General features: G+C 42.6%; 13 protein-coding genes. 6 read left to right on the top strand and 7 right to left on the bottom strand.

Features of this window, described 5'->3' with window-relative positions; all coding sequences use genetic code 11:
- Position 1 precedes the first annotated feature (1 nt).
- The 3 genes from G573_RS0107125 to G573_RS0107115 all read right to left on the bottom strand — a co-directional run bounded on the left by G573_RS0107125 (position 2) and on the right by G573_RS0107115 (position 2,671).
- Positions 2 to 1,207: a quaternary amine ABC transporter ATP-binding protein gene (locus G573_RS0107125; RefSeq protein ID WP_027976069.1), complete on the bottom strand. Its 1,206-nt coding sequence runs from the start codon at positions 1,205 to 1,207 to the stop codon at positions 2 to 4.
- A 122-nt stretch (positions 1,208 to 1,329) separates the two neighbouring features.
- Positions 1,330 to 1,962 (bottom strand): TrkA C-terminal domain-containing protein, encoded by a 633-nt coding sequence (locus G573_RS0107120; protein WP_027976068.1) that lies wholly within the window; start codon positions 1,960 to 1,962, stop codon positions 1,330 to 1,332.
- 10 nt (positions 1,963 to 1,972) lie between these two features.
- Positions 1,973 to 2,671, bottom strand: a complete 699-nt coding sequence (locus tag G573_RS0107115; protein WP_027976067.1) for a GntR family transcriptional regulator — start codon at positions 2,669 to 2,671, stop codon at positions 1,973 to 1,975.
- A gap of 201 nt (positions 2,672 to 2,872) precedes the next feature.
- Here G573_RS0107115 and guaA point away from each other — a divergent pair, with 201 nt between their 5' ends.
- A complete protein-coding gene (gene guaA, locus G573_RS0107110) occupies positions 2,873 to 4,426 on the top strand; it encodes a glutamine-hydrolyzing GMP synthase (protein ID WP_027976066.1) in 1,554 nt (517 codons plus the stop codon).
- A gap of 172 nt (positions 4,427 to 4,598) precedes the next feature.
- Here guaA and G573_RS0107105 read toward each other — a convergent pair whose 3' ends face one another.
- Positions 4,599 to 5,180 (bottom strand): TetR/AcrR family transcriptional regulator, encoded by a 582-nt coding sequence (locus G573_RS0107105; protein ID WP_027976065.1) that lies wholly within the window; start codon positions 5,178 to 5,180, stop codon positions 4,599 to 4,601.
- A gap of 156 nt (positions 5,181 to 5,336) precedes the next feature.
- Here G573_RS0107105 and G573_RS0107100 point away from each other — a divergent pair, with 156 nt between their 5' ends.
- On the top strand, positions 5,337 to 5,936 hold the full coding sequence (locus G573_RS0107100) for a class I SAM-dependent methyltransferase (protein WP_027976064.1): 600 nt from the start codon (positions 5,337 to 5,339) through the stop codon (positions 5,934 to 5,936).
- Between the two features lie 122 nt (positions 5,937 to 6,058).
- Here the strand turns inward: G573_RS0107100 and G573_RS0107095 are convergent, their stop codons facing one another.
- From G573_RS0107095 to G573_RS0107085, 3 genes are all read right to left on the bottom strand, one after another.
- Entirely contained in the window at positions 6,059 to 7,174 is a 1,116-nt protein-coding gene (locus G573_RS0107095; RefSeq protein ID WP_027976063.1) for a 5-methyltetrahydropteroyltriglutamate--homocysteine S-methyltransferase, read from the bottom strand.
- A gap of 181 nt (positions 7,175 to 7,355) precedes the next feature.
- Positions 7,356 to 8,201: an alpha/beta hydrolase gene (locus tag G573_RS0107090; protein WP_027976062.1), complete on the bottom strand. Its 846-nt coding sequence runs from the start codon at positions 8,199 to 8,201 to the stop codon at positions 7,356 to 7,358.
- A 495-nt stretch (positions 8,202 to 8,696) separates the two neighbouring features.
- Complete coding sequence (locus G573_RS0107085; protein ID WP_027976061.1) at positions 8,697 to 10,367, bottom strand: formate--tetrahydrofolate ligase; 1,671 nt, start codon at positions 10,365 to 10,367, stop codon at positions 8,697 to 8,699.
- A gap of 197 nt (positions 10,368 to 10,564) precedes the next feature.
- Here G573_RS0107085 and G573_RS0107080 point away from each other — a divergent pair, with 197 nt between their 5' ends.
- The 4 genes from G573_RS0107080 (at position 10,565) to G573_RS0107065 (ending at position 14,240) form a co-directional block, all read left to right on the top strand.
- Positions 10,565 to 11,251, top strand: a complete 687-nt coding sequence (locus tag G573_RS0107080; RefSeq protein WP_027976060.1) for a phosphopantothenate--cysteine ligase — start codon at positions 10,565 to 10,567, stop codon at positions 11,249 to 11,251.
- On the top strand, positions 11,244 to 11,783 hold the full coding sequence (gene coaC, locus G573_RS0107075) for a phosphopantothenoylcysteine decarboxylase (RefSeq protein WP_027976059.1): 540 nt from the start codon (positions 11,244 to 11,246) through the stop codon (positions 11,781 to 11,783). Before G573_RS0107080 ends, coaC begins: the two co-directional genes overlap by 8 nt.
- Positions 11,784 to 11,857: 74 nt before the next feature.
- Complete coding sequence (locus tag G573_RS0107070; protein ID WP_027976058.1) at positions 11,858 to 12,430, top strand: ECF transporter S component; 573 nt, start codon at positions 11,858 to 11,860, stop codon at positions 12,428 to 12,430.
- 94 nt (positions 12,431 to 12,524) lie between these two features.
- Positions 12,525 to 14,240 carry a phospho-sugar mutase gene (locus G573_RS0107065; RefSeq protein WP_027976057.1) on the top strand — a complete coding sequence of 572 codons (1,716 nt, stop codon included), beginning with the start codon at positions 12,525 to 12,527 and terminating at the stop codon, positions 14,238 to 14,240.
- Positions 14,241 to 14,278 lie beyond the last annotated feature (38 nt).

Below are 14,278 nucleotides of genomic sequence, written 5' to 3'. Positions count from 1 at the left end.
ACTATTCTTCCCCTCCTTCTGCATCATCATCTTTCGTGTTAGCGAGAGCTTCGATAACACGGCCCTTGATAATAACACCTAAAAGCCGGTTGTTATCGTCTGTAACTGCGATTGGTGCAGCTGAATCATAAATCAGAGGCATAATATCTGTAATAACAGTATCTTTAGAAACTGTCCGCACATCGCGGTCAACGACATCAGCCAAAGAAAGACCTTTGCGTCTTGCTTCAATGGCTGCTTCTGCAGTGACTGATCCGACTAACTGCCGGCGGCGGTCAGTAGCCATCAGCATACTGACTTCTTCATTGTGCATTCTGGTCAGGGCTACCTGAGGACCGTCAACTTCAATAACAGTTGTCAGCGGCTTGATCATAATATTTTGAGCCGTTAACACCTTAGAACGGTCAACGTCTTCAACAAATTCACGGACAAAGTCATTAGCCGGCTTGGTCAGAATTTCTTCACCAGTGCCAATCTGCATGATTTGACCGTCCTTCATCAGGGCGATACGATCTCCGATTCTCAGCGCTTCATTTAAATCGTGAGTGATGAAGATGATTGTCTTTTGAACCTTTTCCTGCAAGTCTAAAAGTTCATCCTGCATTTCCTTACGGATCAAAGGATCCAAGGCGGAGAAAGCTTCGTCCATCAAAAGAATTTCAGGATCGTTGGCCAAAGCACGCGCCAAACCAACACGCTGCTGCATACCGCCCGAAAGCTGATTAGGATACTGGTCTTTAAAAGCCAGCAAGTTTGAGTTATCCAGAGCGCGCTCAGCTAACTCCACCCGTTCTTCTTTGGGAACACCTCTCAGCTCCAAGCCGAATTCTGTATTTTCTAAAATGGTCTTGTGAGGGAAAAGTCCAAAGCTTTGAAAAACCATATTCAGTGTATGCCGTCTGACCTCACGGAGTTCTTCGGCATTCATCTTAGATATATCACTGCCGTTGATGTAGATATCTCCTGAGGACGGTTCGATTAAACGGTTTAAAAGCCGAATCAAGGTTGATTTACCCGAGCCGGAAAGTCCCATGATGACAAAAACTTCACCTTCTTTGACATCAAAACTGACATCATAGACACCCACTGTAGCGCCTGTCTGTTCTAAAATTTCTGTCTTGCTTTTTTGTTTTTTGATCATCTCAAGCGCTGCTTTTTGCCTTTTACCAAAAATTTTGGTGAGATGCTTGACTTCAAGTTTGTTCAAGTATATCCCTCATTTCTAATCTATTTCCAAAAATCAACTGACCACACTATTATATAGTTATATGGTCAGTATGTCAAAGAGAAAGGCAGGCAGATACCTGCAATGTTGATTAAATTATTGTTTCATAAGATGTCAAAAAGATTTTTCATCCGAGAGAAAGAGCGGTCGTCACCGACAAAGTAGAGAGTATCGCCTTTTCTGACCGTAGCATAGGGCCCCGGTGACAAAAGCAGCTCTTCTTGGCTTTTCAAAGCTACGACTGTCGCTCCTGTTTGATGCCATAAATTCAAATCGGCTAAGCTTCTGCCCAGATTAGGGCTCTCACTGTTAAGAACTAACTCAAACGGTTCAAAGGGAAATTTCTTGCGGATCAGACTGGCCTGCGATAAAAAGACCTCAACCATCTCCTCCATCGCTTCCAGCTCTGCTTTTTGTCTTGTCAGACTGGCTTGAATATTCTGTTTGATTTCCCGTAAACCTGAAGTGGCCTCAAACTGCTCTAAAAATTCAATTGCCTTGTCCCTGGAAACGACAACAACCCCGCTTCCCTGCCTGACTGAAACAATGTCTAAATCAGCCAGTACATTGATCGCCTTTCGGGCGGTCTCGGGAGAAACATTGAAATAACTGGAAAGGGTTGAACGGGATTTTAATTTTTGCCCCAGAGGAAATTTACCATCAACAATGCGTTGAGCAATTCCGATAGCTACTTTTTGATAGCGAGGATTGCTGACCATTTTTTCTTTTGCTGCCATTATACTTACTCTACTTATTCTCTAGATAAAATTCAAAACGATCGCCGACATACTGGCTGCGGACATACTCAAACGGCCTGCCATCTTCAAAAAAGGAAATCTGTGTCAGGCTTAAAACCGCATGACCGCGCGAAATCGCCAGATAATCCGCAGTCGTTTCGCTGGCATTGCTGGCCGAAATAGTCTGCTGGCTCTTACCGATGACAAAGCCGTTATCTGTCAGGGTCTGAAAGAAATGTTTGGTAATGTCTTCTTTTTTGAAATTCTTTATAATTTTTTCAGGGATTGCTGCTACTTCAAAGACAACGGGAATGTCGTCCGCATACCGCACACGCTCCATCCGAATCACGTAGGCGTTGGGCTTAACGTCCAAAAATTTAATTTCCTGCTCGCTCGGGTGTACCCGCTTATAGGAAACGACTTTCGTTGAAGGTGTTTTGCCTTGTGATTTGACAATTTCAGTAAAGCTGGTTGTTCCCCGCATCTTTTCTTGGACACGGCTGCTGGCAACATAAGTCCCGCTTCCTACACGCCGCTCCAAAATCCCCTCCTCAACGAGCAGAGTGACAGCCTGCCTAAGCGTCATCCGACTGACTTCAAAGCGATCTGCCAGATCGCGTTCACTGGGAAGACGGGTGCCAATTTTCCACAGCCCCTCATCAATTTCTTTTTTGATTTGATCATGAATCCGAATATAAGCTGGTAACATCCTCTCTCCTTATCCGTAAAACCGTTTTGTACTAATGTTACCAAAATTGCAGACCTTTTGCAAAAGCACTTGAGCACTAAGGCAAGCTGATCTGGCAAGGTTTTTCTGAAAATCTGCTGTCAAATCCTGCAAATTATGCTAAAATAAAGTGATTATGTCTTTGCTAGCTGGCCTAGTGAAACAGTGAAAGAAAGGGAGACAATGACTGACATTAAAGACATTCAAAAAATCATTGTGCTTGACTACGGCAGTCAGTACAATCAACTTATTGCCCGTCGCATTCGTGAATTTGGTGTCTTCTCAGAATTGAGAAACCACAGAATCACAGCTGATGAAGTTCGGGCTATCAACCCCATCGGTATTATCCTATCCGGGGGACCGAATTCTGTTTATGCTGATAATGCCTTTGGAATTGATGAGGGTATTTTTGAACTCGGCATTCCCATTCTTGGAATCTGCTACGGCATGCAGCTGCTGACAGATAAACTCGGCGGCAAGGTCCTTCCGGCCGGTCAGACCGGAAACAGCGAATACGGTCAGTCGCTTCTTCGTTTAGCAGCTGATTCAGAGCTCTTTAAAGGAACACCTAAAGAACAGACTGTTTTAATGAGCCATGGTGATGCTGTTACTGAGATTCCTCAGGGCTTCCGTCTTATCGGTGATTCGACAGACTGCCCTTATGCTGCTATTGAAAATACCGACAAGAAAATTTTTGGCATCCAGTTTCATCCTGAAGTCCGGCATTCGGTTTACGGCAATGATATCCTGTGCAATTTCGCCCTTAACATCTGTGGCGGCAAGGGAGATTGGTCGATGGATAATTTCATCGATATGGAAATTCAAAAAATCCGTGAGCAAGTAGGCAGCCGCAAGGTTCTTTTGGGACTTTCGGGCGGAGTTGACTCATCGGTTGTCGGCGTTCTTTTGCAGCGGGCTATCGGTGATCAGCTGACCTGTATTTTTGTTGACCACGGCTTGCTTCGCAAAGGTGAAGGCGACCAGGTTATGGAAATGCTCGGCGGCAAATTCGGTCTCAATATCATCCGAGTTGACGCTTCAAACCGCTTTTTAGACCTTTTAGCCGGTGTGGAAGATCCCGAAAAGAAACGAAAAATCATCGGCAATGAATTTGTCTATGTCTTTGATGATGAAGCCAGCAAACTCAAGGGTGTTGATTTCCTTGCTCAGGGAACACTCTACACAGACGTTATCGAATCAGGTACCGAAACAGCTCAAACCATCAAATCACACCATAATGTCGGCGGTCTGCCGGAAGATATGCAGTTTGAGCTGATTGAGCCTTTGAGCACACTCTTCAAAGATGAAGTCCGGGCACTTGGCACTGCCCTTGGTATGCCTGATGAAATTGTCTGGCGCCAGCCTTTCCCGGGACCGGGTCTTGCTATCCGTGTCATGGGAGAAATCACCGCAGAAAAATTAGAAACCGTCCGTGAATCCGATGCTATTCTCCGCGAAGAAATTGCTGCAGCAGGTTTGAGCAGAGACATCTGGCAGTATTTCACAGTCAATACAGGTGTTCGGTCGGTCGGTGTTATGGGAGACGGCCGCACTTATGACTATACTATCGCCATTCGGGCTATTACATCTATCGATGGTATGACAGCAGACTTCGCCCGTATCCCTTGGGATGTTCTTCAAAAAATTTCTGTTCGCATTGTTAATGAAGTTGACCACGTCAACCGCATTGTCTACGATATCACCAGCAAACCGCCGGCAACGGTTGAGTGGGAATAAATGACTAAACTAATTTGAAGTGAAATGGTTGGTTTAACAGCATTTCTAAGTGTTATAAAATGTGAAAATAGAACTAAAATGATTTGGTTCCCCGTTAAAACCCCATCAGAAAATTATTTCTGATGGGGTTTTTAGGCTGTTCAAATTCAACAGAAAAGTGGTGGTTGAATTTTCAAATTTCTCCAAAGATTCCATACAAAAAAATCCGATGAATTTGCTCAACTTCTCTCTCTAAATTCTCACTATCGGATAACTGGTTTCCGATATTATTGAGAGCTTCCATAATATTTAATATAAGCTCTGTTGACAACTCCTTAGCAATAGCACCTTCATCTTTTCCCAGCTTAATATAAGAACGATAAATCTCACGTTTTTTAGCAGCAATCGCTTTCGTCAGCAGTTTTGAAAAAGTGGGATCTTTCATCGTTTTTTCTTTGAAATAGGCAGAAATCTGCTGACTCATTTTTTCCTGACACAGCGCTAAAGCCTGATGTAATTTTGTTTTGAAATCTTCATCAGCGGTTAAAATACTCTCAGCTTCCTGTGTAATTTCTTCAAACAATTCATTAACACACAGAGCTACCAGATTGTCTTTGCTCTCGAAATAATTGTAGATAGAAACAGGAGATACTTCTGCTGCTTTTGCAATAGACTTTATACTCGTTTCTTTAAAACCTTTTTCTTTAAACAAATGCAGAGCTGCTTGAATAATAGCTCGCTTCTTTTTCTGGGTTGTTTTTTGATATTGATTCATTTGAATACCTCATTACTATCAATTATAGCACAACTTTGAAATATATTAACTTATATTTCATTTTTCTTGACATTATTCCTTGATTTCTATATAATAAAGTTTGAATTTTATCTATTAATATTTCAAATTTTTTGCAAAAAAGGAGGTGTGTTTTACATGCTTACTCAATATCTTATTAACCAAGCTAAAAGGCCTAGTGGTGCTGTTGGCCGAGTGATTACCAAAATCTGGTCTTCCTATTTTAAGGAGCTCAGCCTTTGGGCAATCAGACAGACGACTGTCCCAGATCATAGCCGGATTTTAGAAGTCGGCTATGGCGGAGGCAGCACCATCAAAAACCTTCTTGCTTTAAATAAACACCTTGAAATCGATGGAATAGATATTTCCAAGGAATCTTATCAAACCGCAAAACGGATGAATTCAGATTCGGTACAAAATGGCAGTGTCCGGCTTAGGATTGGAAATGTGGAATCCCTACCCTATCAAAATGATTATTTTGATCTTGTGTTTGCCATTCAGACCCATCTTTTTTGGGAAGATTTGAAAAAGGGCTTTCAAGAAATCTACCGAGTCATGTCTAACCATTCCGCTTTAATCGTTGCCTCCGAAAAAGATAAACTAAATTATCACATGACAGCCTATCGCACAACTCATGAGTTGAGTAAATTGTTAAAAAGCATTGGCTTTTCTAAAATTGAAAAAAGCGAGAATCAAAATTGGGTTTTGTACACTATCTACAAAACTGAAGAGAAATGATCCAAGAAACGGACGTTTACCCAGTGAGCATATAGGAATAGACTGCTGCAGCGCGGTAAAATGTAAAACAAACCAAAGGCCCTCTGAAAATTTTCAGAGGGTCTTTGGTTTGTAATACCCCATCATCCCCAAACTTCGTCGAGAATTTCCTTTACCAGAGCCAGCTTCTTCCACTGATCCTGTTCGGTGATAAGGTTACCTTCTTGGGTCGAAGCGAAGCCGCACTGTGTGGCCAGCCAAAGTTGGTCCAGCGGCAAAACCTTTTGAGCTTCGCGAATGCGTTTGATGATAGCCTCCTTATCTTCCAATTGGCCGTCTTTGGTAGTAATAAGTCCCAGTACAGCCACCTTATCAGGATTTTTAAAAGCTGCTAAAGGTTCAAATCCGCCAGCTCGATCAGTATCATATTCCAGAAAATAGGATGTGGCATTTTCACGTCCAAACAGTGTTTCAGCAACAGCTGTGTAAGGACCGCTGGTCGCATAAGTTGATTGATAATTGCCGCGGCAAATATGAGTGTTGATGGTTAAATCATCCGGAAGATTTTCCAAAGCCTTGTTATTAATGTAAAGAAGGCCTTCGCGAATAGCGTCCTTGTCTACTTCTCCTTTGGTAACCGTCTTATAAAAATCATCATCCATGATGATACCCCAGGTGCAGTCATCCAATTGGACAGTTCGGGCACCTTCTTCATAAAAAGCAAGGATAGCCTGATGATAAGCTGCTGCTAAATCCTCAATGAGTTCTTGCTGGTCAGGATAGACAGCCAAGGCTTGTTCGATATTTTTGCCCCTTTGCAGTTCGACTAAACACTGAGCGGGAGCGGGTATGGTTATTTTAGCCTCTACACCGCGTTCGTCTGCCAGTTTCTTTAAAAATCGATAATGCTGGATAAATGGATGGTGATCTTTTACAAAACGGATTTTTCCACTGACAACTGCTGAATCATCGTTGGTTTCAACCCCTTGAAACAAGAGCCCTTGGCCATACTGAGAACGTTCAATACCGTCAAATCCCCAGAAAAAGTCCACATGCCAGTTCGCACGCCGAAATTCTCCATCTGTTACTTTTTCAAGTCCGGCAGTGACTTCTTTATCCACTAAATCTGTGATTAAGCGATCCTCTATGGCCGTCAATTCTTCTCGAGAAATTTTTCCGCTTTCAAATGCTTGGCGGGCTTCTTTTAATTCAGCCGGGCGAAGAAAAGAACCGACATGTTCAAAATATTTTTTCGTCATTTTATTTACCTCGTTTGTTTTGATAAGGCTATTTTACCAAGGGAGTATATAGTTGTAAATTATATTTTTCTCATACAGATATATAGTTAAAAACTATAGCCAATGCCCCTGCTTGTCCCATAAAAAAACACCAACGAGAGTAATCATCAAGTTGGTGTGTTTCTTTTCCAGTAATAAAACTCTATTTTCCCCAGAGGAAATCAATCAGTATCTTATCTACCTGAGGATTTTCATGTAATTTACCGTGACTTGCTAACTCGCCGGTAAAGCGATGCTCTTTATACGATTTCGCTCGGTCAGCAATGAGATATTTCAGTGTGCGAGAAGACTCATTGGTAACTAACCCATCAGAACCATCACCTATGTCGCCGTACAGATTCAAAACATGCACTTGGTTTTTGGGATAACGCTCGCGCAGTTTCAGCAAGCGCTGATAAGCCGCGGTCATCTTATTGGGACGTCCTGTTTTGCTGTCTACGGTCAGCCCCTCTGGCAGCTCATAGCCTCTAATACCATCAAAATGCCCGGCAATATCAACTTGTTTTTGCAGCTGAGGAAGTTTTTTATTTTGAGCGTTAGCCAGCAGGTAAAAATGAATAGCCATATTGCCCATGGAATGCCCTACCATGTTCATTTTCTTGAAATGATAAACGGCCTGCAGCTTACGGACAACAGCTTTGGCATAGCGGCCGTCAACAGCATAATCAGTGTTGCGGTTATCTTCAAAATTGACCTTAACAATCGGATTGACAGCATTTTTAGGGATGTCTCCGGCTAAAGTAACCTTTCCATTTCGATCAACGTTGGCAAGGATAACCGTTTTTGTGACACCGGCACTTTTGGCGGCTTCTACCATATGGGTTTCTGCATGGTCACTGCTGCCATAGCCATGAAAGAAAATTGTCGGTGTTCTTGACTGGATATAATCAGCTTTATTTAGGGGATTTGCCCAGCTTCGATAACAAAAAAGAGCCAAAACCACTGCAAGAGCTGTCAGCAAGCTGATAAGTAACTGTTTCTTTTTCATTGTATTACTTTCTTTATTGGTTTGAACCGTTATTCTATCATATTTTCCAGAAAAATAGGGAAAAATAATGTTTCAAGTTTTTTAAAATCAAGAAAACAAGTGACAGCACCGAGAGTGAAGAGAAAGTCTATTTTCTCAAAAAGTAATATTTTATTATAATACTTTCCTTAGGTAGCACGGACGGTAGCGACTTCCTTCGGAATTCCATACCTAGATTTTGAGCCTAGGTCTCAAAATCTCCGAGAGGCAGAAACTCAATGTTTCTGCCTCTTTTGCTACATTGGAAAGTATCGGGTTAGGCTTTGATCGTTTCTATATCATTTTATAAAAATGGAAAGTGATACTATTTCTATGTTGAAATTTTAGAAAGAATTTAGTTTTGGGAGTTTGTCTACACTCTGAGCACCTTTTCTTGATTTTTCAAAAGTTTAAGAAAGAGCGAACTGAAATGGGATTCAGTCCGCTCTCTTTAAATGAAATGTTGTTTAATTGCCCTTAAAATAATCCAAGGGCTGTTCCGTCAGGGGCTACATCCATGTTAAGCGCTGCCGGCTTTTTAGGAAGTCCGGGCATGGTCATCACATCACCTGTTAAAGCAACGATAAATCCGGCTCCTAATTTAGGAACTAATTCACGAATGGTGATATCAAAGCCGGTCGGTGCCCCTAGGAGGCTGGGATCATCGGAAAAACTGTACTGAGTTTTGGCCATGCAAATCGGTAGCTTGTCCCAGCCGTTTTTAACAATTTGTGTAATCTGAGTTTTAGCTTTCTTTTCAAAGACAACCTTGTCTGCTCGGTAAATCTCACGGGCGATTGTAGTGATTTTCTCTTCAACGGTTAAATCATTGTCGTACAGACGTGTATAGTGAGCCGGTTTCTCATCAATTGTTTTGACAATCGTTTCTGCCAGCTCAACGCCGCCTTCGGCTCCCTTGGCCCAGACGCTTGCCAGCTCAACAGGAACATCAATTTCAGCACACAGGTCTCGTAAAAGAGCAATTTCTTCTGCGGTATCAGTCACAAATTCATTGATGGCTACTACTACTGGCACGCCGTATTTGCGCATATTCTCAACGTGACGGGCCAAGTTGGCAAAACCTGCTTTTACGGCAGCTGTATTTTCTTCACCTAAAGCGTCCTTAGCAACGCCCCCATTCATTTTAAGTGCACGAATTGTGGCGACAATAACAACGGCATCCGGACTTGCAGGCAGATTAGGTGTTTTGATATCAAGGAATTTTTCAGCACCTAAATCAGCACCGAACCCGGCTTCTGTTACAGTATAGTCAGCCAGACGCAGGGCTGTTGAAGTTGCCAGAACAGAGTTGCAGCCATGAGCAATATTGGCAAAAGGCCCGCCGTGAACAAAGGCCGGTGTTCCGTAAATAGTTTGTACCAAATTAGGCTTAATCGCTTCTTTCAGAATCAGCGCCAGCGCCCCTTGCACTTTCAGATCGCGGACATAAACCGGAGTTCGGTCATAGCGATAACCGATGACAATATCAGACAGACGTTTCTTAAGGTCTTCAAGATCTGTTGCCAGACAAAGAATAGCCATGATTTCAGAAGCAACCGTAATGTCAAAACCATCTTCGCGCGGAATGCCGTTGATCGGACTGCCCAATCCTACAGTTACATGACGCAGAGCACGGTCATTTAGATCAAGGACACGTTTCCAAATAATGCGGCGCTGATCGATACCCAATTCATTTCCCTGATGCAGATGGTTGTCAATCATCGCTGAGAGAGCGTTATTAGCTGTCGTGATCGCGTGCATATCGCCTGTGAAATGCAGATTGATATCTTCCATGGGCAGGACTTGAGCATAGCCGCCGCCGGCAGCACCGCCCTTGATTCCCATGACCGGACCCAAAGAGGGTTCACGAATAGCAATCATCGCTTTTTTGCCTATTTTGTTGAGAGCATCCGCAAGTCCGATAGTTACAGTTGACTTCCCTTCACCGGCCGGAGTTGGGTTGATAGCAGTCACCAGAATCAGTTTTCCGGGAGTGTTTTTTTCAGCCGCCTTGATTTTATCAAAGGTCAATTTAGCCTTATATTTGCCGTAAAGTTCGAGGTCGTCAAAGTCAATTCCCAATGGCTTAACCACTTCAGCGATGGGCTTCAGTTCAGCACTCTGTGCGATTTCAATATCCGTTTTCATGATAGCTCCCATTTATATTTTTTCTTTATTATAACAAAGAATAATAAAAAACGCACTTTATTTAGATAGATAATTAATAATGTTCGGATTTTACACTGATTTTGAAAATTGCTCCAGCTGTCAATCGGTTTTGAACAGAATTTTTCTCACAATCTTTTTTGATTTACTAAATCTTAAATTTACAGTAAAATAACACTATGAAAATTTTGATTACATCCGGCGGAACAACTGAAAAAATTGACCAAGTAAGGGGAATTACCAACCACTCCACAGGCCGCCTAGGGAAAAAAATAGCAGAGCGATTTCTGGCAGCGCATCACCAAGTAACCTTAGTAACTACTGCTTCTGCTGTAAAACCTCCTAAGCAAGAAGGACTTTCAATCCTGGAAGTCTCAACGGTTGCCAGTCTGATTGAAACTTTGGAGCCTTTGGTTAAAACACACGATGTCTTAATCCACAGCATGGCGGTGTCTGACTATACGCCTGTTTATATGACAGATTTAGAAGAGGTTGAGCATGCTGACGATCTGACTCAGTTTTTGACCAAACAAAATACACAGAGCAAAATCTCATCCCAAGCAGACTATCAGGTGCTTTTTCTAAAAAAGACTCCAAAAGTTATCAGCTTAGTCAAAAAGTGGAATCCCTCTATAAAGTTAATCGGCTTTAAACTTTTGGTCGATGTTGATAAAAAAGAGCTCTTTCAGGTTGCACGCACCAGTCTGAATGCTAATCAAATGGATTATGTTCTGGCTAATGATTTAACCCAAATTTCAGCTGAGCAGCACACAGCTTATCTCTTAGATAAGACTAAGGCCTACAAAGCGCAGACAAAGGCTGAAATTGCTGATTTAATTTTTGAGAAGGTGACTGAAAATGACTAAGACCATATTGCTGGCTGTTTCCGGCAGCATCTCGGCTTATAAGGCTGCTGATTTAAGCAATCAGCTGACAAAATTAGGCTATAATGTCAATGTTTTAATGACCAAAGCTGCAACTCAGTTTATCACACCCTTAACGCTGCAGGTTTTGTCAAAAAACCCCGTCCATACTGATGTGATGAAAGAGGACGATCCGCAGATTATTAACCATATCGAGTTGGCCAAAAAAGCTGATTTATTTTTGCTGGCTCCGGCATCTGCCAATACTATTGCTCATTTAGCCCACGGCTTTGCTGATAATATGGTGACCAGTGTTGCTTTAGCGCTGCCGCCGGAAGTGCCAAAACTATTTGCTCCTGCAATGAATACCAAAATGTATGACAATCCCGCTACACAGCGTAATATAGACATGCTTAAACAGTTTGGCTATGAGGAAATCGAGCCTCGTTCCAGTCTTCTGGCCTGCGGTGATGTTGGCCGCGGCGCGCTGGCAGATTTGGAGGTCATCATCCAAAAAACGGAACGTTCGTTATAAACTTCATTGAAAGGCTTGTCAGAATTACAGTAAACCTGTATACTAAAACTACTTTATGTTTTTAAGGAGAACCTATGAATAAAAACAGAACATCATCTAATGTTGCTGTTATTGCTATCTTTTTTGCGGTGATGCTGATTATCCATTTACTTTCCAGCTTTATTTTTAATTTGTGGCCGGTTCCCATTAAACCCACTATTGTCCATATTCCGGTTATCATTGCATCTATCGTTTACGGTCCCCGCATCGGAGCCATTTTAGGCGGCTTAATGGGGCTTATCAGTGTTGTCAATAACAGTATCATCCTGCTGCCGACCAGCTATCTTTTTTCGCCCTTTGTGGAGCACGGTAATTTGAATTCTTTGATTGTGGCCTTGGTTCCCAGAATTCTTATTGGCGTTTTCCCCTATTTCGTCTACAAGCTGCTGAAAAATAATGTTGGGCTTATCTTGGCCGGTGCTGTAGGTTCGGCAACAAATACTGTTTTCGTCCTTACCGGAATTTTCGTTTTCTTTGCTTCTGTTTACGGCGGCAATATTCAAGCCATGCTGGCCAGTATTGTTTCTGCAAACTCTATTATTGAGTTAATCATTTCTGCGGCTTTGACTGCAGTCATTGTTCCCCGATTGCTAAAACTGAAAAAATAATCACGTGAAAGCGTGATTTTTTTTAGTGAAAGTGGTATAATGAAAGCGGTTAAACAATTTAACGGAAATTTTCAAAAAGGAGCTTTGCATTATTATGGCTTATCAAGAAACTTATCAAAAATGGTTCGATTACGCTGACCTTCCTGCCTATCTTCGCGAAGAGCTGGCTGCAATGGATGAAAAAACCAAAGAAGATGCTTTCTACACAAATCTTGAATTTGGTACTGCAGGCATGCGAGGGCTTATTGGTGCCGGTACTAACCGCATTAATGTTTATGTTGTTCGTCAGGCAACAGAAGGCTTAGCAAAATTAATCGAAACCAAAGGTGAAGCTGTTAAAAAACGCGGTGTCGCTATCGCCTATGATTCTCGCCATTTCTCTCCGGAATTTGCTTTTGAATCAGCGCAAGTTTTGGCCAAGCACGGTATCAAGGCCTATGTCTTTGAATCGCTGCGCCCGACACCTGAACTGTCTTTCGCTGTGCGCCATTTAGGGACATTTGCAGGAATCATGGTAACAGCCAGTCATAATCCTGCACCGTTTAACGGCTACAAGGTCTATGGCGAAGACGGCGGTCAAATGCCGCCAGCTGATGCTGATGCTCTGACAGATTTTATCCGTGCTATTGACGATCCATTCACGATTGAATTAGCTGACTTAGAAGAAAGCAAGGCTTCCGGACTGATTGAAGTCATCGGGGAAGCTGTTGACAGTGAATACCTTAAGGAAGTTAAGGATGTTAACATCAACCAAAAATTGATTGATGACTACGGCAAAGACATGAAAATTGTTTATACGCCGCTTCACGGTACAGGTGAAATGCTGGCTCGCCGGGCTTTGGCTCAGGCTGGTTTTGAATCCGTTCAGGTTGTAGAAGCCCAAGCCGTTCCGGATGCTGATTTTTCAACTGTCAAATCGCCAAATCCAGAAAATCAAGAAGCTTTCTCCTTGGCTGAAGAACTTGGACGTCAGGTTGATGCCGATGTTCTCGTTGCAACTGACCCGGATGCTGACCGTCTCGGTGTTGAAATCCGTCAGGCCGATGGCTCTTACAAGAACCTATCCGGCAACCAAATCGGTGCCATTATTGCCAAATATATCCTTGAAGCACATAAAACAGCCGGAACTTTGCCTGCCAATGCGGCACTTTGCAAGTCTATCGTATCAACCGAATTAGTCACTAAAATTGCTGAAAGCTACGGTGCGACCATGTTCAATGTCCTGACCGGCTTTAAATTCATCGCCGAAAAAATTCAGGAATTTGAAGACCATCACAATCACACCTATATGTTTGGCTTTGAAGAAAGCTTTGGCTACCTCATTAAGCCGTTCGTACGGGATAAAGATGCGATTCAGGCTGTCCTGATCGTTGCGGAAATCGCTGCCTACTACCGCTCGCGCGGGTTGACTCTGGCTGATGGAATTGAAGAAATCTACAAAGAATACGGCTACTTTGCCGAAAAGACCATTTCAGTTACTTTGTCAGGTGTTGACGGGGCTGCTGAAATTAAGAAAATCATGGACAAATTCCGTGACAACGGTCCTAGCCAATTTAATGCAACTGCTATTGCCAAAACAGAGGATTTCCAGGCACAAACAGCAACCACTGCTGCCGGTGTTGAGAAACTGACAACACCTCCAAGCAATGTGCTGAAATACACATTAACAGATGATTCTTGGATTGCTGTGCGCCCATCAGGAACAGAACCAAAAATCAAATTCTACATTGCAACTGTCGGCAGCTCATTGGCAGATGCTGAAGATAAAATTGCTGCTATTGAAAACGAAATCAACGCTTTTATCGGCTAATTGCCAGTCATTATAACGAAAACAAAAAGTACCTGAGA

Source organism: Streptococcus devriesei DSM 19639, from assembly GCF_000423725.1.
Lineage (GTDB): Bacteria > Bacillota > Bacilli > Lactobacillales > Streptococcaceae > Streptococcus > Streptococcus devriesei.
Note: the sequence above shows the minus strand (reverse complement) of the source record. Positions and strands in the feature narration are given on the sequence as shown.